The sequence below is a fragment of the Anaerobacillus arseniciselenatis genome, assembly GCF_001865995.1.
Classification (GTDB): domain Bacteria; phylum Bacillota; class Bacilli; order Bacillales; family Anaerobacillaceae; genus Anaerobacillus; species Anaerobacillus arseniciselenatis.
In genome coordinates this window covers 83822-107035 of record NZ_MLQQ01000035.1, presented here as the reverse complement: position 1 = coordinate 107035, position 23214 = coordinate 83822, and the positions used below count along the sequence as shown (strand labels likewise).

General features: G+C 35.9%; 18 protein-coding genes. All 18 read right to left on the bottom strand.

The annotated features are described in order from the left end of the window. Positions 1 to 137: 137 nt before the first annotated feature. A complete protein-coding gene (gene thrS, locus BKP35_RS12885; protein WP_071313764.1) occupies positions 138 to 2048 on the bottom strand; it encodes a threonine--tRNA ligase in 1911 nt (636 codons plus the stop codon). Positions 2049 to 2708: 660 nt separating this feature from the next. Continuing rightward, positions 2709 to 3563 (bottom strand): putative sporulation protein YtxC, encoded by an 855-nt coding sequence (ytxC, locus tag BKP35_RS12880; protein ID WP_071313763.1) that lies wholly within the window; start codon positions 3561 to 3563, stop codon positions 2709 to 2711. A 188-nt stretch (positions 3564 to 3751) separates the two neighbouring features. After that, on the bottom strand, positions 3752 to 4861 hold the full coding sequence (gene mqnC, locus BKP35_RS12875) for a cyclic dehypoxanthinyl futalosine synthase (protein ID WP_071313762.1): 1110 nt from the start codon (positions 4859 to 4861) through the stop codon (positions 3752 to 3754). A 440-nt stretch (positions 4862 to 5301) separates the two neighbouring features. Continuing rightward, entirely contained in the window at positions 5302 to 6237 is a 936-nt protein-coding gene (gene dnaI, locus BKP35_RS12870) for a primosomal protein DnaI (RefSeq protein WP_071313761.1), read from the bottom strand. A gap of 3 nt (positions 6238 to 6240) precedes the next feature. Then, positions 6241 to 7662 (bottom strand): replication initiation and membrane attachment family protein, encoded by a 1422-nt coding sequence (locus BKP35_RS12865; protein ID WP_169819220.1) that lies wholly within the window; start codon positions 7660 to 7662, stop codon positions 6241 to 6243. A gap of 412 nt (positions 7663 to 8074) precedes the next feature. After that, positions 8075 to 8539, bottom strand: coding sequence for a transcriptional regulator NrdR (nrdR, locus tag BKP35_RS12860; protein WP_071313759.1), 465 nt, complete (start codon positions 8537 to 8539; stop codon positions 8075 to 8077). Positions 8540 to 8650: 111 nt separating this feature from the next. Beyond that, positions 8651 to 9055, bottom strand: a complete 405-nt coding sequence (locus BKP35_RS12855; protein ID WP_071313758.1) for a hypothetical protein — start codon at positions 9053 to 9055, stop codon at positions 8651 to 8653. A gap of 211 nt (positions 9056 to 9266) precedes the next feature. Further along, positions 9267 to 10301: a glyceraldehyde-3-phosphate dehydrogenase gene (locus BKP35_RS12850; RefSeq protein WP_071313757.1), complete on the bottom strand. Its 1035-nt coding sequence runs from the start codon at positions 10299 to 10301 to the stop codon at positions 9267 to 9269. A gap of 613 nt (positions 10302 to 10914) precedes the next feature. Next, on the bottom strand, positions 10915 to 11511 hold the full coding sequence (gene coaE / locus BKP35_RS12845) for a dephospho-CoA kinase (RefSeq protein WP_071313756.1): 597 nt from the start codon (positions 11509 to 11511) through the stop codon (positions 10915 to 10917). A 114-nt stretch (positions 11512 to 11625) separates the two neighbouring features. Beyond that, positions 11626 to 12261, bottom strand: coding sequence for a sporulation membrane protein YtaF (gene ytaF / locus BKP35_RS12840; RefSeq protein WP_071313755.1), 636 nt, complete (start codon positions 12259 to 12261; stop codon positions 11626 to 11628). A gap of 176 nt (positions 12262 to 12437) precedes the next feature. After that, positions 12438 to 13268 carry a DNA-formamidopyrimidine glycosylase gene (gene mutM / locus BKP35_RS12835; RefSeq protein ID WP_071313754.1) on the bottom strand — a complete coding sequence of 277 codons (831 nt, stop codon included), beginning with the start codon at positions 13266 to 13268 and terminating at the stop codon, positions 12438 to 12440. Between the two features lie 154 nt (positions 13269 to 13422). Then, positions 13423 to 16050 carry a DNA polymerase I gene (gene polA / locus BKP35_RS12830; RefSeq protein WP_281244236.1) on the bottom strand — a complete coding sequence of 876 codons (2628 nt, stop codon included), beginning with the start codon at positions 16048 to 16050 and terminating at the stop codon, positions 13423 to 13425. Between the two features lie 180 nt (positions 16051 to 16230). After that, complete coding sequence (gene hflC, locus BKP35_RS12825; protein ID WP_071313753.1) at positions 16231 to 17163, bottom strand: protease modulator HflC; 933 nt, start codon at positions 17161 to 17163, stop codon at positions 16231 to 16233. Beyond that, on the bottom strand, positions 17163 to 18149 hold the full coding sequence (hflK, locus tag BKP35_RS12820) for an FtsH protease activity modulator HflK (protein ID WP_071313804.1): 987 nt from the start codon (positions 18147 to 18149) through the stop codon (positions 17163 to 17165). The genes hflC and hflK overlap by 1 nt, the downstream gene beginning before the upstream one ends. A gap of 315 nt (positions 18150 to 18464) precedes the next feature. After that, a complete protein-coding gene (gene pnpS, locus BKP35_RS12815; protein WP_071313752.1) occupies positions 18465 to 20237 on the bottom strand; it encodes a two-component system histidine kinase PnpS in 1773 nt (590 codons plus the stop codon). Beyond that, positions 20230 to 20952: a response regulator transcription factor gene (locus BKP35_RS12810; RefSeq protein WP_071313751.1), complete on the bottom strand. Its 723-nt coding sequence runs from the start codon at positions 20950 to 20952 to the stop codon at positions 20230 to 20232. The genes pnpS and BKP35_RS12810 overlap by 8 nt, the downstream gene beginning before the upstream one ends. A gap of 403 nt (positions 20953 to 21355) precedes the next feature. Further along, positions 21356 to 21835, bottom strand: a complete 480-nt coding sequence (locus BKP35_RS12805; protein WP_071313750.1) for a MaoC/PaaZ C-terminal domain-containing protein — start codon at positions 21833 to 21835, stop codon at positions 21356 to 21358. 321 nt (positions 21836 to 22156) lie between these two features. After that, positions 22157 to 23095, bottom strand: a complete 939-nt coding sequence (gene mdh / locus BKP35_RS12800; RefSeq protein ID WP_071313749.1) for a malate dehydrogenase — start codon at positions 23093 to 23095, stop codon at positions 22157 to 22159. Between the last annotated feature and the right edge of the window lie 119 nt (positions 23096 to 23214).

Here is a 23214-nt window from a genome sequence, read left to right as displayed (position 1 = left end):
TATGAAAAAAGGGACTGTCCAAAAGAAAGTGTCAGACACCGTTGGGCACCAAATATAGACGGTTAATAAATTTGTACGTCTATATTTAATTAGCTCTACATGGTGTCTGACACTTATGGGACAGTCCTTTTTCTATATTATTTTCTTGTTGTGATTTCTTCTTTAATATTGAAGATAAACGATTCAAGACCCACTGCTTCTGATTTTTGTTCCCCATATTTACGAACATTCACAGAATTGTCCTCTTGCTCTTTATCACCTAACACGAGAATATATGGTGTTTTTTGCATTTGTGCCTCGCGAATTTTATAGCCCATTTTTTCGTTTCGAGTGTCAATATGAACACGAACATCCGCTTCTTGAAGCTTTGCTTTTACTTGCTTAGCATACTCAAGGTGGACGTCATTTACTGGGATAATCTCTACTTGTACAGGAGCTAACCAAGTTGGAAATGCTCCAGCAAAGTGCTCAACTAAAATTCCGAAGAAACGATCAATCGAGCCGTAAATCGCACGATGAATAACAACCGGTGGAACTTTATTGTTGTTTTCGTCAACGTATGTTAAATCGAACTTCTCAGGCATTTGGAAATCTACTTGGATCGTTGCACATTGATGACTACGCTTTAAGGCATCTTTAATGTGGAAGTCGATTTTCGGTCCGTAAAACGCGCCATCACCTTCATTTAATTGATAATCTAAATCAAGATCTACGAGTACGTTGCGCAGTGCTGTTTCTGCTTGATCCCAAAGCTTATCATCACCCATTGATTTTTCAGGACGCGTCGATAATTCAACAGAGTATTCGAAGCCGAATGTTGTATAAATCTTATCAATTAAGTGGAAAACTTCTTTAATTTCACTTTCAATTTGCTCCGGTGTCGCAAAGATGTGAGCATCATCCTGTGTAAACGTACGAACACGGATCATACCGTTTAAGGCACCACTTAATTCGTGACGGTGAACTTGTCCAAATTCAGCCATGCGTATTGGAAGGTCACGATAAGAATGTAGCTCATTTTTGAAAATCATCATATGACCTGGGCAGTTCATCGGTTTCATTGCAAATTTCGTATTATCTACTTCTGAGAAGTACATATTTTCGTGGTAATGATCCCAGTGACCTGATTGCTCCCAAAGACGTTGGTTCATCATAAACGGTGTACGAACTTCATCATAACCAGCTTTTCGTTGCAATTCTCTTGAGAAGTCTTCTAACTCGGTACGAACAATTTGCCCTTTCGGTAAGTAAAACGGCATCCCTGGTGATTCTTCAGAGAACATAAACAGTTGCAACTCTTTACCTAATTTGCGGTGGTCACGCTTTTGTGCTTCTTCGATAAAGTGTAAGTATTCATCTAGTTCCCCTTGTTTCGGGAAAGCTGTCCCATAGATTCTTTGCAACATTTGGTTATCGCTATCACCGCGCCAATATGCACCTGCAATGCTCATCAGTTTATATGCTTTAATTTTACTAGTTGACGGAAGATGTGGTCCACGGCAAAGATCAAAAAACTCACCTTGCTCGTAAATTGAAATTTCTTCACCTTCTGGAAGCTCACGAATTAATTCAATTTTTAAATGATCGCCAAGTTCTTCGTAAATACGTAATGCTTCTTCACGAACAACGACTTTGCGTTCGATTTTAAAATTTTCATTAATGATTTTTTTCATTTCTTTTTCAATCGCCGGTAAATCTTCTGGTGTTAAATTGTGCTCCATATCAATATCATAGTAGAAGCCATTTTCAATGACTGGTCCAATCCCTAGTTTCACATCAGGGTATAGTCGTTTAATCGCTTGTGCCATTAAGTGGGCAGTACTATGACGATAAACTTCTAACCCTTCTTTTGAATCAAGTGTAACAATTTCAACAGCTGAATCTTCTGTAATTGGTAAAAGTAGGTCAACAACTTTATCATCTACTTTACCTGCTACCGCTTTTTTCTTTAACCCTGGGCTAATTGAAGCAGCTATATCTTCAGTTGTAACTCCTTTATCGTACTCCCGTATCGCTCCATCTGGGAACGTAATTTTAATTTGTTCCATGTTTTAACACTCCTCTTTCTAAATTTGATTTCACTCATTGTGACCTACCTCATCACCATTTAAGGAAGATGGCGGACACTTTCCGACTTTCGACTTATTACCTACCAACAAACCACTAACCAATTAACAGCGAACACAAAAAAACACCCATCCCTACAAAGGGACGAGTGTGTGCTCGTGGTTCCACCCTCATTTCTACTATGGGTGTTCAAAAAATGCGGTAACGATAGACAGCGGTCTCTTCGTCAGCTTGCTACTCCGCTACTCACGTATTACTAAAATACGCTCCGTTGCTCGGAAAAGAAAAAACTTTTCCTTCGTGCGGTGCATATGCTTACGGAGTGCAAGCTTATGCTCGTAGCTACGCTTCCTCGACCTTCTCGCCTCTCGTTATCCTCTTTTTGAACTTCTATCCTAGTAGCTCATGAGAAATAACGGTTGTAGCCGTCAGTAGATACTATTAGTTCCCTACTGAAGTTCAGAGGTGGTAAGAATTATTTTCGTGTTAGGAAGCTCTCAGCACTACTTCCCTCTCTTTGAACCGTAAAATAAAACTCGTGTCCTCATCAAAACTTTTGTTGGATTTAATTATCATATGTACGTATTATATGAATTTCTTAACAGAAAATCAAGTGTATATTAAACCCAACATTTAAAATTTTATTTTACAGCTGTTTTATGGAAAGAATCTTTACTATAAAATTTGACTTTTTCCTGAAAAATATTTTGAATGGATTGAATGACTCCGTGATCGATTTCATCACTATATAAGTGTATCTCTTTAGGAGCAATACTAACAAGAGGGCTTATCACCATTTCTTGTATTGGGATACCCTTTTCAAAAACAATTTCCCTGTCTAAATAGCCCTCAAGCTTCTCATCGGTAATGAGGTGGAAATATTCATCATAAAAAGTAAAACGTTTATCGATGACGAGATGAACGCAATTTAGTTTAGGCGGGCGCTTTTTTATATAATAACGAAAGCTTTCAACTAAATTTTGATACTCTTGTTCAAGTTGATATTCATCAATGGACATTTCAACACAATCTATTAGTTTGTCTAAATAACTTTTTAAGCGAAACGTTAAAAATGACTCGTAACAGAACTTGCAGTCTCGCGATAAAAATTCCGAAAAAGCACCATAAATAATTTTTTCCGTTGCAAAGACTTTTGAAACATTAGGAAGATCTAACCGCTCACCAGCAAGAATCGATTTTGCTATCGCTAATATTTGTTCTTGCTCTTCCTGGTCATCATAAAAAAAGATGTTACTAACAATATCTAAAAGCCAGATTTTCTCCTTCGTTTCTATGACATGCCTTTTCAAAATTTCCGAAATCACGGGCTTTATCGTCTCTTCGAAATCAAAGTTTTCTTCTACTTTTATGATCAATCTGTCACTTGCTAACGAAAGTTCAACTACACCATTTTTAATAAAGGCATGTAGCCCCGACTTAAAATCTTTAAATAAATTATACCGATCGAGCTTATTTTGCAAATATATCTCTATCAATAGAAGCCCCTCCCACAACAATCTACGAACTAGTGTCCATTTTTCTTTACATGTATATGGGAGCTTATCTTAAAAAATGATTAAATGTTTGAAATTAAAGAAAAGTAAGTGAACCAGTATTGCGTAAGCATAAAAAAGAGTTGTGCAAAATGTGTTAGACACTTACTGCACAACTCTTCATATATATATTAATTTTGCATAACAAAATCTTTATCTGTCTTTTCCTCTTCATCAAAGACATGTAGAGTATTATACTTTGTATCGCGCTGTGCCGGAACTTTTCCTGCTTCGCGAATAAGGCGTAAAATTAAATTCGTGTTTACTTTATGAGTCGCACCTGCAGCAGAAACAACATTTTCTTCCATCATTGTACTTCCAAAGTCGTTACATCCGTATGAAAGTGATTTCTTACCAATTTCAGGTCCCATCGTTACCCATGAAGATTGGAAATTAGGGATGTTGTCTAAAAACAGTCTTGAGATCGCTAAATTCTTTAAATATTCTTCTGGAGTTACTTTTTCAGCTTTTAAGTTCGTGTTATCTGGCTGGAACGTCCATGGAATAAATGCTAAAAAGCAATTCGCATCATCTTGAGCATCACGAATTCGTTGAAGATGTAATGCACGCTCTTCATACGACTCGCCAAAGCCAATTACCATCGTTGCCGTCCCATGCATGCCTACTTTTTTCACCATCTTCATACATTCGATCCACTTTTCCCACGAGCCTTTTTGTTTACTTATTTTTTGCCTTGTGCGGTCATCTAAGATTTCAGCCCCGCCACCAGGAATTGAATCAAGTCCTGCTTCTTTTAATTGCAGTAACACTTCTTTTAAACTTAATCCTGAAACCTCAACTATTTTCCAAACTTCTGCAGGAGAAAAAGAGTGCATCGTTATATTTGGAAAACGCTCTTTAATTTTTCGTAATAAATTGGTGTAATAGCTAAGTGGAAGATCTGGATGAGTACCACCTTGCATTAAAATTTCCGTGCCGTTTACATCTTCAGTTTCTTGGATCTTCTCTAAAATCATTTCATCATCTAATACATATGAGCCTTCACTTCCTGGTGCTCTATAAAAAGCACAAAAGCGACAATACGTATCACAAACATTTGTGTAATTCACATTACGGCCAATGACAAAAGTAGTCACCGGTTCCGGATGCCACTTTTTCATAATTTGATTTGCAGCAGCACCAATTTTTTCAACTTCGTCGCTTTCATATAAGAATATAGCATCTTCAATCGTTAGGCGCTCACCGTTTAGCGCACGCTCAAGAATTCGATCAATTGTCATCGTATAACCCCCATCTCTCTTTTATAAAAAACATTATGACGGATTATCGTCACCACATGCTAGTTGCGATTTTATTATTTGCATTATAGTTTAATGAATTTCATAATTCATTATTTTCGCCACAAAGATCAATATACAGTTGCGTCAAAACCATTCGCAAACTATATATTGTGTGATGTGGCTTGATTTTGGTAATTATGAAATTCACTCAGTTCTATTAAAAATAAATATTCTACTACACAATTCTATTATTATCCTAACATATTTCGAAGATGAATGTATAATTTACAATTCAATTTAAAATTCACAATTTCACCATTCTTCTCCTACTCTTCGAATAAGTTAAAGTTAAATTATAAATAATTTTTAGTTAAGGATTCCTTGTTTATAAGTAACGATTCTTAATACTCATTTTTAATTTTACATTTTAAATTTTCATTTTACATCGAACCTCGTCGGTTTTCTCCTTCAATATAAACAGGTTCAGCGAAATGTCGGATGCGCTCCATAATCCGCTTCGATTTTAACTGCTCAACGCCACCTTTTTGTGAATAAGCTAAGTGCTCTTCTAACAGCTCAAAATCGTAGTTTGAAGTGTATAACGTCGGAAGTTTTTCTAGCATTCTATGTTGCAAAATAACTCCTAATATATCATCTCTTATCCAACTAGACATCGTTTCTGCACCGAGGTCGTCTAAAATTAGTACAGGTGCGTTTTTGACGATTTCAAGTTTTTCAATGTAAGAGCCATCGTGAATGCCACTTTTTAGTTCACGGAAAAAGTCAGGCGTATAAACTAGCATTGAGGCGATGTTCCGGTCAGCCAATAAATTAGCTACCGCGCCCATAATGTACGTCTTCCCTACCCCAAATTGTCCATGAAAATAAAGACCGTTTCCTGTTTCTCCAGGATTTGCTGTTGAGGCAAACTCAAAAGCTTTGGCGATCGCCGTAATTCTTGAACGATTATCTTTATGAAGAGTTTCAAACGATGCCGAAAGGATTTCTTTCGGGACATAAAGACTTTTAATAAGTTCAATCTGACGGCTTCGTTCATCATTTGCCGTTTTTTTGTGACATTTATTATAACGAATTAGAATTTTATTTCGTTCCGTGTATAACTGGGGCTCGTACCCTTTCATTAGATTCGGACATGACTGTAAGCTTGTACAACGTATACAATTGTTTCGTTCGTTGCGAAATTCAAATAAACGAGAAATGTTACGATCGAGCTCTGCATCTTCAATAGCTGGATTAGCTTGAATAAATTGTTGGATGGTTTTATCAGTAAGAACTTCCTCTTTAATTTTTTCGAATTGATTTAAAATATTATTAGAAGTTGGCATTCTTTTTAACGCTTCTTGAATAGATTCCACTGTTTAAACCTCCTTTTGTGATTTAAATTGCTTCATTTTTCCTTCAAGCTCTTCTTTAAGTTTAGACAGGTCATCATCTTGTTCGCCTTTTGTATCCTTTTTCTCCTCAGTTAACCATTTCGGTAGACGATCTTTTTTTACATACCGATTTGAAGATTGGCGCTTCACGGAATTCCCTTTTGCTTGTGCAGAATCTGATTTTTGATTCCATTGACTCCGATCTTTAAATTCTGCCTTCGCTAATTCCATTGCCTCTTTAACGTTTTTTACATTTTTACGCGCCCATTGCCCTGCGATTTTTTCTACTAACGGTTTAGGCAGCTTCATATTGCTCATTTTAAGGACAAAGTCAATCAAGACATTGGCTACGCCAGGGAGAAGCTTATAATCTAAAAGTAACGTTTCAACAATTTTCACGTCAGCTACCGGAACTTTTGCACCATCAGAACGACTTTCCAAAAGCGTTAAAGGAGAGGCAGTTTCGTAATGTAAAACCATTTCCTCTTCTTCATTTGTTGGAGCTCGTCCAACAATCGTGCGCAGATGTTCTGGGTGCGTTCTTAACCCTAACGCTGGTGGCTCACTAGTATGCGTAAACCGATACCAGTTTTTAACCTTTTCTCGTAATACATCTATATCAACAGTATCATCTTGTAACAACGAATCTTGAATTACTTTACTCATTTCAAGTGGATCCATTCGATAAACAAAGGCTAACCGAATGATGGTATCACGTACGTTATCTGTTAATAACTTTCTTGGGTTAATCATGCTTGATAAGTGAGCAGTTAACATTGAAAAATCAAAAGTTTCTTCAAATATTTTATAAGAATGGTCTTTATGAGTGACTATTTCTTGTCCTTCTTCAATTGCTAGGGTCGATGATAATTCTCCTTGATGAGACGAAATTTCAGAATGGTGTAAAGAAGTAAAAACGTCACTAAAAGAAACAGTAGTATCATCGAAGTTGTCTTTATTAAATTTATCTAATGTAAAACGATCTCTTAGTTGTAAATAACGATGTTTGCCGACACGGTTGTATAAGTAAACACTTAAAACGTCGTCCTTAAAAAATTCAAGAGGAGAAAATGGTTTTTGTATCTCGTATAAATAGGTGACCGTATCTTCTTCTTTCTTTTTATAAACCTTTAGAAGACCAATAGCTTCTAACTTTTTTCGCTCCTCGTAAATTTTATCTAAAGGAATTCCCATCATCGTCATTAACGTTTTGTGGGTCGTTTCTTCACATGTATATTGATCTCGCTCTAACTCACTAGCTAACGCAAAATAAAGGCTATGAGCGATTGCTCCTATTAAAGGCTGATATAATAATGTAATGAGTTTCCGATCAAATTCGTTAATCTCTGTACTCGTTCGAACGATGTATCGATCAACGGGTAACAAATGCATCCAATGTAAAGCCATTTTTTTCATCACCTATTTTAAAAATTTATTCATCTATTTTAACATTTTTTTTGATAATAATAGATAAAACAAACGGAATTTTTACAACCATAACTGTTTAATTTCGGTAGGAGTTTTGGTTTTAATTTTAGTTTTGAGTTTTGAGTTTTGAGTTTTGAGTTGCTTGCGAGTAGAGCTTCGAAGTATCTATTAAAATATTGTTACCTTTGCTTTTAAAGTGAATTCAATAAAGCTGAACTTTTATAAAAGAATAGGGAAATAACTCTTCAAACAAATAAAATAAGATGAAACCAATTACTTCGAAGCAAAACTTTCACCAACTCAAAACTCAACACTCTTCACTCTTCACTCTTCACTCTTCACTCTTCACTAAAATAAAAAAGAGCCAAAGAACAAGGTCTTAAGCTCGGTTTTATTTTACTTCTTCTTTTTGTAATAGATCTTTTAATTCGTCGATGAAAACGCTAATGTCTTTAAATTGACGATAGACAGATGCAAAGCGTACGTATGCAACATCATCACACGATGCTAAATATTGCATGACAGCCTCACCAACCTCTTCGCTTTTCACTTCAGCTGTTCCGACATTCCTTAAATCTCTCTCTACTTTATCTACAATTTCTTCAAGTTTTTGCAAAGGAACAGGCCGTTTTTCACAGGCACGAATGAGACCACGAAGAGTTTTATCCTTACTGAATTCTTCTCGATTTCCGTTTTTCTTTACTACAATTAGTGGTATTTCCTCTACAGTTTCAAAAGTAGTAAAGCGATAATTGCAAGATTCACATTCTCTTCTTCGCCTAATTGAACGCCCTTCATGACTCGGTCGTGAATCAAGAACTTTAGTGCCGTTATGATCACATGTTGGACAACGCATATCGTTTCATCTCCATCGTTTTGCTACTGTTTTAGTAACAACTATTTTAAGCCAAATTAAACTTGTCCTTTTAATGATATAAAAAATTTCTTTGATATACAAGAGTAAATACTAACTTAGTTGGTCCCCTAATCCAGAACCGACATATTCAAGATTTTTACCTATCTTTTGATAAAGTTCTTTTATGACTTTAGAGCTGTATCCAAAATCAGTTGGAAGTACCGTTTCAGTTGTTACTGAAAAATCAATGGCTGTTCTATTCGGAGAAACCATGATGACAGTAGCAACAATAAATAGTTTTTTCCTTCCCTTCCCATCAACAATAATTTCTCCTCGGTCAACAGAACTCGATTTGACATCGTAATTTTCACTTTGATGAAAGATCGTTAATAGTTCATTAAATGTCTTATCCTTCATCGCTTTATAATAATGTGTTTTCAAACCTCCATCGGAATGGTTCTCTCTTGTTTCTGTATGGTTGGAAATAAATTTATTTAATGTATCTTTGAAGCCCACAAAATTCACCCTTTAACTTTTTTATTTATGTACAGTATAGTAAAAGTACAAAAAAAAAGCTAATAAAGAATCTAAGAGGGTGGGACAAAAGTGTCTGACACCACGCGCATCCTACTAAATATAGACGTAAAGATTTATCATATGTCTATATTCGGTGTCTAGCGGTGTCTGACACTTTGTTTTGTCCCACCCTCTTTTTGTTTATATTCTACTATGATACACCAATACCAGCATGCTTTTTTATTTCAGTTGCAACGTAATTTACTAAGTCAACGACACGGCACGAATATCCCCATTCATTATCATACCACGCTAAAACTTTAATTTGTTTGTCGCTAATGACCATTGTCGATAAACCATCAATGACGGTTGAATTTTCATTACCATTAAAGTCAATTGAAACTAAAGGTTCAGTTGTATATCCTAAAATACCTTTTAGTGAACCATCTGCTGCTTCTTTAAAAGCTTTATTTATTTCTTCGACGGTTACTTCTTTTTCTACATTTACTACTAAATCTACTAACGAAACATTTGGTGTTGGAACTCGCAATGCTAATCCATTCATTTTACCTTCTAACTGAGGAAGCACTTTAGATAATGCTTTTGCTGCTCCTGTTGTTGTAGGAATAATCGATTGACCACATGCTCTCGCACGACGTAAATCTTTATGCGGATTATCGATATTTTTTTGGTCGTTCGTATATGAATGAACGGTTGTCATTAAACCAGATTCAATTTTAAAATTTTCATCAATGACTTTTGCAACTGGTGCTAAACAATTTGTTGTACAAGATGCATTGGAAAGAACGTGATGGTTCTCATGATCATAAGTTTCTTCGTTCACTCCGATCACAATTGTCGCATCTTCATTTTTTCCTGGAGCAGTAATAACTACTTTTTTTGCGCCTGCTTCTATATGGTATGATGCTGTTTCTTTAGATTTAAACTTTCCTGTAGCTTCCACAACGATGTCTACTTTTAGCTCTTTCCAAGGAAGTAACTTCGGATCACGTTCGCTAATTAATTGAATTATTTTGCCGTTTACAGATAAAGTGTTATCCCCTTCTACTTTTACTTCTCCCATAAATTGACCGTGAATACTATCATACTTAATCAAATGAGCGAGTGTTTCAGCAGGATAACTCGCATTCACTGCAACAACTTCTAATTTATTATCAAGAATCGCTTTTCTAAAAACCATTCTTCCTATTCTTCCAAACCCATTAATCGCAACTTTCACCTTCATAAATGACTCCCTCCACAACTAATATGTCATACTAAATAACCTTTTCTTAAAAATAGTATAACATATAATCTGGATTATTGAAGCTTAATTTTCATATTTTCGTAAAAAAGTTGCAAATTTAGGCGTATTAAATAGAGTGTAAGTTTCCTAAAAAATATCATGACGATAAACGTCACCATCTAGAATGAAAATTGGAGGTGGATTTTCTTTCACTTCACTGTAAACTTCTATCGAATTTTAGAGGCTCGTTCAGGAATTTACTCGTTCTTTTTTCATACAAAATACTCATGTCGGATATTCCGCCACCATTTAATATGGAACAGGCGACTGATTTCCTTCACTTCGCTTTGACCTTCTTGCGAATCTCAGAGGCTCGTTCACGAAATCAGTCGCCTTTTTTCATACAAAAATAAGCGCTAGGTAATTACTTAAGCGCTTATTTTGCTTATAATTTTTTCAAACATACGAGAGTTCAATTTTTATATTTTCCCTAGTTGAGTGAATTTCATAATTACCTAAAATGAGCCATATCAAACTATATGTAGTTACGAGTGGTTTAACGCAACTACATAGTTTGATATGGCGATAATAATAAATTATGAAATTCATTAATTTAAAGACAATTCCATTTATTTAATATCTTCAGTAATTGTTGTTTTGTTTCTTCTTTTAACCCATGGTTATGAATGACTTCATCGGCAAGTTCAATTTTTTCAACAAGAGGCATTTGTGAAGCAATGCGAGCTTTTGCTTCTTCGTCTGAAAACTGATCTCTTTTTATTAGCCGTTCTTTTTGTATCTCTTGATCAACGTAGACGAGAATGATTTTATCTACCATGTACGTTAATTTACTTTCAAACAAAAGTGGAATATCTAAAACCACTATCTTGTTGCCAACTTGCTTATATTGTTTAATTTCTGTTAACATTTTTTTACGAATAGCAGGATGAACAATCCCATTTAAAGAAAGTCGCTTTTCTTCATTGTTAAAAACGATTGCGCCTAGCTTGGGACGGTCTATGGATTCATCGTCGCTTAAAATTTCTGTTCCGAAATGATCAACAATTTTTTCGTATGCTTCCTCACCTTTTTGAACAACTTCTCTTGCAATAATATCTGCATCTACGACAGGTATTCCTACTTCTTTGATCATATTAGATACAGTACTTTTACCACTAGCAATTCCACCAGTTAATCCAATAATCATCATAGACTCCTTACATTTTTCCATCAATTTTGTTATGTATGGGGGAGTCTTGTAAGTGTCTGACACTTTGTTTTTGGGACAGCCCCCGTTCATAAACTTTCACGTTACTAAACACTTCTACAGTCGCCACACTCCTAAAATGATGAGAAGTAAGCCAGGGATAAATGAAAATTTCTGTAATACTCTAGAATCTGAAAAAACATAACCACTTCTCATTCCTAGAGTTACACATAACGCACACATGATCGCAACACTGATCGCCATCAATAATGGGGAAAAGCCAATTAACGCTGCTCCAATCCCTGCACCAAATGCGTCAAGTGAAAGAGCAATCCCGAGGAAAAATGCTTCTCTTCCTGTAATCGTCCCTGAATTATCAAAATCAGCAACCATAGGCTTTCGTAAAATTTTAATAACAACACCTAAAATTTTAATTTCAAAATTTAATATTACTGCATCTTCTTTATTTTTCACATCTCTCTTAGCAGGGCGGTAAATTTGATAAAGTGCCCAAGCACCGATCATAATTAATATTACACCACCAATTGACTCCGCAACTGAAGGGGATAAATAACTTACAATCCAATTGCCTATGGTCATGGCGATGAGTATTGAAACAGCTGAACACGAAGCAATAAATAATAAAGATTTAAGTGGTAGCTTCATTTTTCTTAAGCCATATGTTAACCCTACACCAAAGCTATCAAGACTTACTGCTAATGCTAATAAAAGTAAGGAAAGAATTTCAACCATTTTCAAAAGCTCCTTCCAACCACTGATACGATAGTATATGGTCAGAGCCCATCCAACGTACTTACTTTTTTTAGTTTTGAATTTTGAGTTTTGAGTTTTGAGTGAAGAGTGTTGAGTTGTTTCAGCAATGCTTCGAAGCGCTACCCAGACCTAACTCAAAACTCAACATTCAACACTCAAAACTTCTTCTGGCAATTCGGGCAGTAATGAGTTCCTCTTCCTCCTACCACTGTTTTTTCAATCGGTGTGCTACAAGTTTTACATGGTTCTCCTTTTCGACCATACACAAAGAGCTGTTGCTGGAACATCCCCATTTCACCTTGACCGTTAACGTAGGATTTAACAGAACTTCCTCCCAAATCAATCGCTTCTTTTAAGGTCGCTTTAATTTCACGATGAAGAGTTAATATCTCTTGTTCAGTTAAATCTTTACCAATTCTTTCAGGGTAAATATTGGCACGGAATAAGGCTTCGTCTACATATATATTGCCTAACCCAACTAGCTTAGACTGATCTAATAAGGTAACTTTCACTTTTCGATTCGTTCCTTGAAATAAACGTTTTAATTCTTTAGGACTAAACTGTTCATCAAAAGGTTCAATTCCTAGTTGAGCTAATGGAAGGTGCGCATCTTCTTCTCCCTTTAAAAAAAGGTGCATCGTTCCAAATTTCCTTACGTCCCGGTACCTCAATTCCGTTCCGTCGGTAAAAGAAAAAATTACGTGAGTATGTTTATCAATATCTTCACCTACTTCATACAAACCGTAACGACCTTCCATCCGTAAATGTGAAACGAGAACATAATCATTTAAAATAATTTTTAAAAATTTAGCTCTCCTTTCAACGTTTGTAACGGTTTGACCGATTAACAGATGACAAAACTCGAGGGTATCATCAGGACGCTTAATTATTTTTGCCCAATGAACTTTAACTTCCTTGATCGTTTTACCGACAACAAGCTGCTGTAACGTTCGTTTCACTGTCTCTACTTCCGGTAACTCAGGCATTTCTTTCACCCCTTTTCAGTTTTGAGTTTTGAGTTTTGAATGTTGAGTTTTGATTTGGTGTTGGCTTTGCTTCGTAGCAATGCTCTCAATAACTCAAAATTCTTCACTCAAAACTATAACTCTACACTCTTCACTCAACACTCAAAACTATAAACTATTTCGCATCGTACCATGAACTTCCGTATGAAAAATCGACTTTTAATGGTACTTTTAGTTCGATTGCCTCTTCCATGACTTCTGGAACGATTTGCTTTAATTTGTCTAGTTCTTCTTTAGGAGCCTCAAAAATGAGTTCATCGTGGACTTGCAGTAGAAGCTTCGCTTGCATGCCTTCTTTTTCAATTCTTTCACTCATATTCACCATTGCTTTTTTAATAATATCGGCGGCGGTCCCTTGAATTGGGGTATTCATCGCTGTACGTTCTGCGAAACTTCGTAAATTAAAGTTTCTACTCGTAATTTCCGGTAGGAAGCGACGACGGTTAAGTAACGTTGTCACATAGCCTTTTTCGCGTGCTTCCTGGACGATTTGATCCATATAGTCTTTGACTCCTGGGAAGCTCTCTAAATAGCGATCAATAAAGTTCCCTGCTTCTTTCCGAGTAATTCCTAAGTTTTGCGAAAGACCGTAGTCACTAATACCGTATACAATTCCGAAATTGACGGCTTTTGCACTGCGTCTCATCGTATCCGTCACTTCTTCTTTTTCAACGTGGAAAACGTCCATCGCTGTTTTCGTATGAACATCCATGTCTTTATTAAAAGCCTCAATTAAATTATCATCATTGGCGATGTGCGCAAGTACTCGTAACTCAATTTGTGAGTAGTCTGCAGCAAACATGATCCAATCTGGATTGGACGGTACGAAAGCTTTCCGTATTTTTCGCCCTTCTTCTAAGCGAATCGGAATGTTTTGTAAGTTCGGCTCTGTCGAACTTAAACGACCGGTTTGCGTTAACGCTTGATGAAAGATTGTATGAATTTTATTCGTATCGTCATGAACAACTTTTAGTAACCCTTCGATATAGGTTGAGCTGAGCTTTCCTAATTGACGATAATGTAAAATGCTCGGAATGATCTCGTGCTTATCTGCTAATTTTTCTAAAACGTCTGCAGAAGTTGACGCACCTGTTTTCGTCTTTTTAATCACTGGTAAGCCTAATTTTTCAAAAAGGACTTCTCCTAGTTGTTTTGGAGAATTAATATTAAACTTCATCCCGGCAAGTTCATGGATTTCTTGTTCTAATTTTGTTAGCTGAGCAGTTAGCTCATCACCCATCGCCTTCAGTTGTTTGACATCAACTTTAACTCCAGTCATCTCCATTTTTCCTAAAATAATTGAAAGTGGCATTTCTAAGTGATAAAAAAGCTCTGTTAGGTGGTTTTTTTCTAATTCATCGTTTATTTCTTCTCTTAAGGTGTACACCGTATTTGCTTTATTAACGAGATGTTCAGCTAACACTTCTTCGTTTGGCACTGCGCGTTTAGCACCTTTGCCGTAAATCGTTTCATCATTTGCGACAGTACGTTTTCCTTTTCGGTTGGCAATATCAGCAACTTCATGTGAAGAAGCAGAAGGGTCTATAATGTAAGAAGCAATCGAAAGGTCAAAATGGATTCCTTCTAATTCCATCCCCTTCCACCCTAAGGCCACAACTGCTCTTTTCGCATCAAAAATCGCCTTTTTCGCGTCTTTATCTTTTGCCCACTCCTTAAAAGCATCGCTCGATAACGCTACATCTGTTGGAATGAAAAAGCGTCCGTTTTTATTAACAATAGCAAGTCCAATAATATCTGCTTGATGATAGTTTTCTTCTAAAACCTCAACAACAATCGCCGACTCATTTGTGAGCATTTCATCGGTTACTTTTGTAGCAATCGTAAATTCTAGTTCTTCAATCTCTTCTTCTTCGACTTCACCAGCATCAAAGCGTTCAAGTAATGATTGAAATTCTAATTCTTTAAAAAGGGAAACCACTTTTTGCTCATCGTATTCACCAAAGATAAGTTCTTGTATCGTTATATCCACCGGAGCTTCACATAGAATAGTTGCAAGATCTTTACTCATTAACGCTTGCTCTTTATTTTCTGTTAGTTTTTCTTTTAACTTCTTTCCTGATACTTCATCGATACTGTTTAAAACTTTTTCAACGGTACCAAATTGTTTTAATAACTTAATTGCTGTTTTCTCACCGACTCCTGGAACTCCTGGTATATTATCTGAAGGGTCTCCCATCAACCCTTTCATATCGATAATTTGCTCAGGGGTTAGACCATACTTTTCATTCACAACAGTCTCATTATATGTATCAACATTTGTAATTCCTTTTCGAGTTAAAGCAACTGTCACATTTGGAGATACAAGTTGCAGTAAGTCTTTATCACCAGAATATACTTTTACTTCCCAGTCATCTTTGGCTGCTTGTTTCGCAAGTGTACCGATAATGTCATCAGCTTCGTAATTTTCTTTCTCATACCTTTTAATTTGAAAGGCATCTAAAAGGTCACGTATAAGTGGAAACTGTTCCGATAATTCTGGAGGAGTTTTTTGTCTTCCTCCTTTATATTCTTGATATGTGTTATGTCTGAACGTTGTTTTTCCTGCATCAAAAGCGACTAATAAATGTGTTGGCCTTTCTTCCTCAATCACTTTTAATAGCATCGTTGTAAACCCGTAAACGGCGTTTGTATAAACCCCTTTATCGTTATTTAGTAACGGCAATGCGAAAAAAGCTCGATAAGCAATACTGTTGCCGTCAATCATTACTAATTTATTTTTCAAAATGCAACACCTCAATCAGATCTATTTATTTTCTATATTTTATCATGTTTCATTATCATTAGAAAATGTAGGCTCCTAACTTTACTAGCAGACGCAAGCATACCTCCTTCTAAGTTGGAAAAGGCGGAGGATACTAATAAATAAACCGGAAGAAAAATATTCTTCCGGCTCATTTCTTCATTATTCAGTATATCCCATTAAAATACGAGCATATGGCGCATCAGCAGGGAGAACGATAACTGTTTGATCATCAATTGTTTTTTCATAGCTTTGTAGAGTTCTGTATAAGTTATAAAACTCTACATCTTTACCAAATGATTCATTGTACAGTTGCGCTGCTCCTGCTTCACCTTCACCGATGATTTCATTTGCATCAGCATTGGCCCTAGCAACGATTTCCTGAAATTCACGATCGGTGTTAGCACGGATACGATTTGCTTCTGCATCCCCTTGAGAAAGGTAATCAGCAGCTATAGAGTTACGCTCTGAAATCATCCGACGATAAACGGCTTGTTCGTTTTCTTCAGGTAAATCCGTTCGCTTCATTCTTACGTCAGTGACTGAAATTCCGTAATTATCGCGTGCTAACAATTCGTTCACTCGATTTAACACACGGTCATTAAAACTACCACGAGAAGATTTTTCATCATTAATAATTTCATCGTAATCTAGCTGACCTAATTCGGCACGAATTACAGAATAAATAAAATTCATCATAATCGCTTCAGCACGATCGATCGTTTGCGCATTAGAAATCATCTGCTGTGGACTATCAATCTTCCATACAGCGTAGTTATCAACGAGAATTCTCTTTTTATCACGTGTATTAATTTCCGTTGGATCAACATCTAAAATCATCTGCTTTTTCGTTAACGATGTCACACTTTGGATAAATGGAATTTTGTAATTTAAACCTGGCTCATCTATTACTCTAACAACTTCACCAAATTGCCTTACAACTTTGTATTCACCTTGTTGGACAATAAATAAATTATTTATCGTAAAAACAACTAACCCGATCAGAATGACAATAACGATTCCTAGCTTTGAGTATTGTTTCCATTCATCAGATGGCTTACGGTCACTGAAGTCGATAATTTTTTCATCACTCATTAATTTTCGCCCCCTTGTCTAGGTAACGTAGAAGTAGACGTAGTTGTGTTGCTACCACTTGTTGATCCTTCTAACGAACGAATCGGTAAATATTTCACAGTATCACTACCACTGTCCATAATATAAATTTCTGTATTTGGTAGTACTCGCTCTAAAGTTTCAATCACTAAACGACTTCTCGTTACATCTGGATTAATTAAATATTCATTGTAAAGGGCATTAAACCTCGCTACATCCCCACGAGCTCGCTCTAGGCGCTCAGCTCTTGTTCCTGCAGCACGAGAAATAATCGCATCTTGCTCCCCTTGAGCTTCGTTAATTTTTTGATTTCGATATTTGTTCGCTTCATTAATTTTTGTTAGGCGTTCCTCACGAGCATCCGTTACTTGCATAAATGCATGACGAACGTCTTCATTTGGTAATTCAACATCTTGAAGTTTTACGTCCATAACCGAAATTCCAATATCATATTTTTCAATCAATGCCACTAAATAATCCCATACTTGTGCTTCAATTTCTGGACGTTGATCCGTTAAGGCATCATCAATTCTTGAGCTTCCAATGACCCCACGAAGTGCTGCTGAAGTGGCACTAAATAAAATTTGCTCTGGATCATTAGAATTGAATAAAAACATTTCAGGGTTTGTGATCCTCCATTGGACAACTAAGTCCGCAAGTAAGATGTTTTCATCTCCAGTAATCATTTTCGCTTCATCTCGGTATTCAACAACTTCTCCGTCTCTTTCATCGTAGCCAACAGTCGTTGTAAACGTACCACGTGGTAAAATTTCTACACGTTGAATTGGCCAAGGTAATTTGAATTTCAACCCTGGTTCTGTCACATGTTCATCGACTTTACCGAACGTAATTAGTGCTGCTTGCTCACTCTCATCAACAATATACCAACCTGTCGTTAAAAATAGCGCTAATATCGAAATAACAATTAGCGAAACGAAGCCGAGGATAATCTGTTTTATTGTGACCATCATTGTTTCCCCACTTTCCTTTTGTAGTTTTCTATCATGTTAACAATTATACTACGTTTGAACTAAAATAAAAGTTTCATAACTTTCCAGATTTATTTTTCACATATAAATTGTCACCATCTAAGATGGAAAATTCGGGTGCTTTCCCTCACTTCACCTTGACCTTCTTAAGAATCTCAGACGTTCGTTCGCAAAACCACCCGAATTTTTTCATCCAAACTAGTTGTAGTTTTATCATTTTAATGTAAAAAACGTGTATCTTCCTTTCAAACTGACTGACCAACCAACTAACTAAACAACTAAGATATTATCCACTTACAATTGAGCCTTTTTGTTGAAACAAATTGCAAACAAAGTACCTTTTCCTACTTCACTATCAACAATAATTTCTCCCTGATGTGCTTCTACTATATGTTTTACAATTGCTAAACCTAGTCCCGTTCCACCTGAATTTCTACTTCTGGCACGGTCAACTCGGTAAAAACGTTCAAATACACGTGAAACTTCTTGTTTACTAATTCCAATACCAGTATCTTTCACTCCGAAAATGACTTTTTCATTTGTTTCAGTCACATTAATATTGATTCGGCCACCTTGAGGGGTGTACATAATCGCATTATTGATAAGGTTAATCATTACTTGTTTTATCCTTAGTGGATCACCTTCAATCGTGCTAGATCCTTCGGTTACTTTTGTTAATGAAATATCTTTTTGCTTAGCTTTACCTTTAAGCATGACAATTACATCATCTGTTAACATGCTTAAGTCCACTCGTTGCCAGTTTAGTTGAAATTCACTGTGTTCGATTTTTGAAAGATCTAATAAATCTTGAATTAAGTTTTGGAGTCGTTCAGACTCATCCCAAATGATGTTTAAAAATTGCTTTCTTAAAGCTTCATCCTCGGCAGCACCATCCAACAATGTTTCTGTAAAACCTTTGACTGAAGTGATCGGTGTTTTTAGTTCATGGGAAACGTTTGCTACAAAATCTTTACGCATTTGTTCCAACTTTTTCAGTTCTGTAATATCGTGAAAAACGAGAACAATTCCTTTTAAGCTCTCTTTTCCACCACTACTAATGATAGGTGCGCCATAAACATCAAAATGTCGCATCTCTAGCTGAATAGGTAATATAATGTGCTTCTTTTGTCCTTTTTCACTTAAAAATATTTCTTGAACAATTTTTATAATTTGTTTATGAGGAATCACTTTATGATAAACCTTCGTTAACCAGTGATCGATATCTTCATGAAATATCTTTTTACACGACTTATTAATAAGGCTAACTTCGCCTTTGTTATTAATTAAAATCAAGCCACTTCCCATATTTTCAATTAAGGTCTCAAGCCGCTCTTGTTGTGCTTCATACGTTCGTGTAATTTCTTCTAAATTTTGTGCAAGTATGTTAAGAGATCTACTTAATTGTCCTGTTTCATCATTTTTGACTTCAGATGCTCTTGCTTTAAAGTTACCTTTGGCGAGTTGGTTAGCAACTGCTGTAACCTTTTCAATAGGTCTTGTCATTTCATTTGTAATACGAAAGCTTAAAACGATAATCAAAAGAAACGCAGCTGTAATACTAACTAATAGTACAACCCAAATTTTCTTATTTACCTCATTTAACATGTGTATTGTTATTCCTAAACGAACATAACCAATGATTTGACGGTCATCGATTAAAGGAACAGCATAATAAAGAAGTTCTGCGCCTAAAGTTTCACTATAACGTATCGCCTGTCCTTCTCCTTCTTCCCTTACTTGGATTAACTCTGGTCTATGCAGGTGATTTTCCATTTCATTAAGCGGAGCTTCTGTTTCTGCGATCACCTCACCTGTATGTAAAATAACAGTAACTCTTGTTGCTAACTGCTCACCAACATCGTTAACAATTTTCGAAAGATCTTCATCGTGTAGTCCTGCTTCAAGAACACTTATCGCAACAATACGAGCCTCTTTAGATAGACGTTCACTTACATGATCAAAATAAAAGTCTTTAAAAATTTGTCCTAGTGATATGCCTAACCCTGCTAACACAAAAAAAACTGCGATTAATAAAGAAATCGTAAGCTTGTTTCGATATTTATACATTTAGTTGTGGCTCCTCGAGCTTATAGCCAAGCCCTCGAATCGTCTTTATGTAAATTGGTTTTTTCGTATTCGGTTCTATTTTCTCTCTTAAGTGACTAATATGAACATCAACGATCCTTGTATCACCTACAAACTCATAGTTCCAAACTGCATTAAGCAACTGATCTCTCGATAACACTCTTCCTTTGTGACTAGCTAAATATAGTAATAATTCAAATTCCTTAGGGGTTAGTTCTAATTTACTCCCTTTACAATATACTTCATAATTTTCAGGATAGACCTCAACTTCGCCAAACTTTATAATCGAGTCACTTTTTTCTATGTTATCCGCAGCAACTTCAGCTGATTTGTTAACTCGACGAAGAATTGCACGTATTCGAGCAACAACTTCTCTAGGGCTAAACGGTTTAGTCATGTAATCGTCCGCACCAAGTTCTAACCCTAATATTTTATCAAATTCATCGTCTTTCGCTGTTAACATAAGGATTGGTGTACTGTTCTTACTTTGTCTTAATTGTTTACAAACTTCTAACCCATCCATTTCCGGTAGCATTAGATCTAAAATAATGAGATCAAAGCTTTGTTCTTTTGCCAATTCAAACGCTGTTTTTCCATCCATCGCTGTAATGATCTCATATCCTGATTTTTCTAAGTTGAATTGTAACAAAGTAACAATTGATTCTTCGTCGTCTACAACTAATAGTCTTTGTCCCATCTAATATCCTCCTTAAAAACAGGCCTGTATAAATGTATATTATATACTAATCTTCAGTTTATATCTTACTAATATGGAAAAGGCGGATGATCTCCTTCTCTTCGCTTTGACCTTCTAACGAATCTCAAAGGCTCTTTCACGAAATCATCCGCCTTTTTTCATACAAAACTCTCATTGCCGCATGCCAGCCACCATCTAATATGAAAAGTCACCCGGGGTCCTAACCAACTAATCACTAACCAACAAACCAACTTTCACACAAAAAAGCTGACTTGTTAGTAACGTGTTTGCCTCTAGCTAAATTGAGCAATGTTATACACATGCTTCTAATTATAGCATTGATTAAGAGGGAAAGAGATACTATTAAGTCAGCCTCATTTTATGATATCAACTTTTTTAATGATTAAAAATTTTCGAATGTACCTGTTTTATATGCAATTGGCTTAAGCTCATGTGGTGGACAAATTCCAATTGTCCCTTCAACAACAACGTTATCAAATTCATCGGTCCCTTCAACCTTTAATTCTATATAATGTTTAGCTTCGTCAACAATTAACGTTTCCAAAAGTAATTTAATCGATCCGTAATGATATAGTGGCTTAGGGAATTGTAAATTTTGATTAACAATTGAACTTCCGGGTCCTGGTAAGTACTTTGAAATTGCTCCAGTAATAAAACCTGTAATCATAATATGAGGGACAATTGGCTTTTTAAACGGAGTTTGCGATGCATAATCATGTTGTATAAAAAGTGGATTAGCATCATCAGTGAGCCCTAAATATAATAAAATATCCTTATCTTCAACCTTCTTAGTTAACTCTAATTTTTCTCCTACTTTAATAGCATTAATATTTCTACCTAAACGTCGCTTTTTGTTTAGCATTTTAACCCCTCTTTCCTCATCTTGTGATGTATTAGTTTAGAAGTATGAGTTACTGAATTGCTGCTTTTTAAATAATAGAAAGCCTTTTACATATTAAACACTTTATACAACTTTATTAACTCATAACCCTAAACATTTTAAAGCGCTTACATTTTAGACTAAAAAACATTGCAGAACGCATTTTCAAGCTAAACTTTTATTAATTATAAATGTAAAACCCACTACTTATATTATAAGTAGAAATCCGGTTATTATGAAAACCGGATTTCTACTTTTTTATAAGTACTTTTTATTAAATCTAGTGACGACGTTATACTTTAATTATTGTAAAACTGTCATAACATTTTTTACGGAATCAACAGACTTTTGTAGAGATGCTTTCTCGTCATCTGTTAAGTCTAACTCAATCACTTTTTCAATTCCATCTCCACCGATGATGGTTGGAACACCTAAGTATAGGTTCTCAAAACCGTATTCCCCTTCTAAATAGGCGATTGTCGGGATAATACGCTTTTTATCTTTTAAGATCGCTTCTACCATCTGAACAATAGATGCTGCCGGAGCATAATACGCACTTCCGTTACCTAATAGATTTACGATTTCTCCGCCACCTTTACGAGTACGCTCAACAATTTGCTCTAAACGCTCAGCAGGAATAAGCTTCTCTAATGGAATTCCACCCGCGTATGAGTATCGTACTAGAGGGACCATATCATCACCGTGTCCACCTAATACGAAGCCTGTTACATCTTCCACAGATACGTTTAACTCTTGTGATACGAATGTACGGAAGCGAGCAGTATCTAAAACCCCTGATTGACCGATAACACGGTTTTTAGGGAAACCAGATTCTTTAAACACTGTATAAGTCATCGCATCTACAGGGTTTGTAAGTACAACAATATAACAATCTGGAGAATGTTTCACAATTTCTTTTGTAACAGCCTTCATAATTCCAGCGTTCGTATTAACTAAGTCATCACGACTCATACCAGGTTTTCTAGCAATACCAGCCGTAATAACAACGATATCAGAACCAGCTGTATCTTCATAATTTGAAGTACCTACTATGTTAGAGTCGAACCCTTGTACTGGACTAGCTTCTAACATATCTAAGGCTTTCCCTTTTGTCGGATTTTCCATTTGCGGAATATCTACTAATACAACATCACCTAATTCTTTTTGAGCTACCATAAGCGCAGTCGTTGCTCCAGTAAACCCGCCACCAATAACCGAAACCTTTCTTCGTTTAATTGCCATTTTACTCGCTCCCTATCGTAAATTTTAGTTTCATAAATGAATGTATATTTACGTTTTATAAACCAGTTACTTTTAAGTATAAAAGATAAGGGTGACTCAATAAGGGAAAGACTCGCCAT

Bases quoted from the DNA above. Each gene is read 5' to 3' on its own strand.
- pnpS (WP_071313752.1), bottom strand. From the start codon at position 20,237: ATGTATAAATATCGAAACAAGCTTACGATTTCTTTATTAATCGCAGTT.
- mutM (WP_071313754.1), bottom strand. From the start codon at position 13,268: ATGCCTGAGTTACCGGAAGTAGAGACAGTGAAACGAACGTTACAGCAG.
- nrdR (WP_071313759.1), bottom strand. From the start codon at position 8,539: ATGCGTTGTCCAACATGTGATCATAACGGCACTAAAGTTCTTGATTCA.
- thrS (WP_071313764.1), bottom strand. From the start codon at position 2,048: ATGGAACAAATTAAAATTACGTTCCCAGATGGAGCGATACGGGAGTAC.
- mqnC (WP_071313762.1), bottom strand. From the start codon at position 4,861: ATGACAATTGATCGAATTCTTGAGCGTGCGCTAAACGGTGAGCGCCTA.
- BKP35_RS12805 (WP_071313750.1), bottom strand. From the start codon at position 21,835: ATGCTAAACAAAAAGCGACGTTTAGGTAGAAATATTAATGCTATTAAA.
- mdh (WP_071313749.1), bottom strand. From the start codon at position 23,095: ATGGCAATTAAACGAAGAAAGGTTTCGGTTATTGGTGGCGGGTTTACT.
- BKP35_RS12810 (WP_071313751.1), bottom strand. From the start codon at position 20,952: ATGGGACAAAGACTATTAGTTGTAGACGACGAAGAATCAATTGTTACT.
- coaE (WP_071313756.1), bottom strand. From the start codon at position 11,511: ATGATGATTATTGGATTAACTGGTGGAATTGCTAGTGGTAAAAGTACT.
- ytaF (WP_071313755.1), bottom strand. From the start codon at position 12,261: ATGGTTGAAATTCTTTCCTTACTTTTATTAGCATTAGCAGTAAGTCTT.
- hflC (WP_071313753.1), bottom strand. From the start codon at position 17,163: ATGAGTGATGAAAAAATTATCGACTTCAGTGACCGTAAGCCATCTGAT.
- BKP35_RS12865 (WP_169819220.1), bottom strand. From the start codon at position 7,662: ATGGCTTTACATTGGATGCATTTGTTACCCGTTGATCGATACATCGTT.
- BKP35_RS12850 (WP_071313757.1), bottom strand. From the start codon at position 10,301: ATGAAGGTGAAAGTTGCGATTAATGGGTTTGGAAGAATAGGAAGAATG.
- hflK (WP_071313804.1), bottom strand. From the start codon at position 18,149: ATGGTCACAATAAAACAGATTATCCTCGGCTTCGTTTCGCTAATTGTT.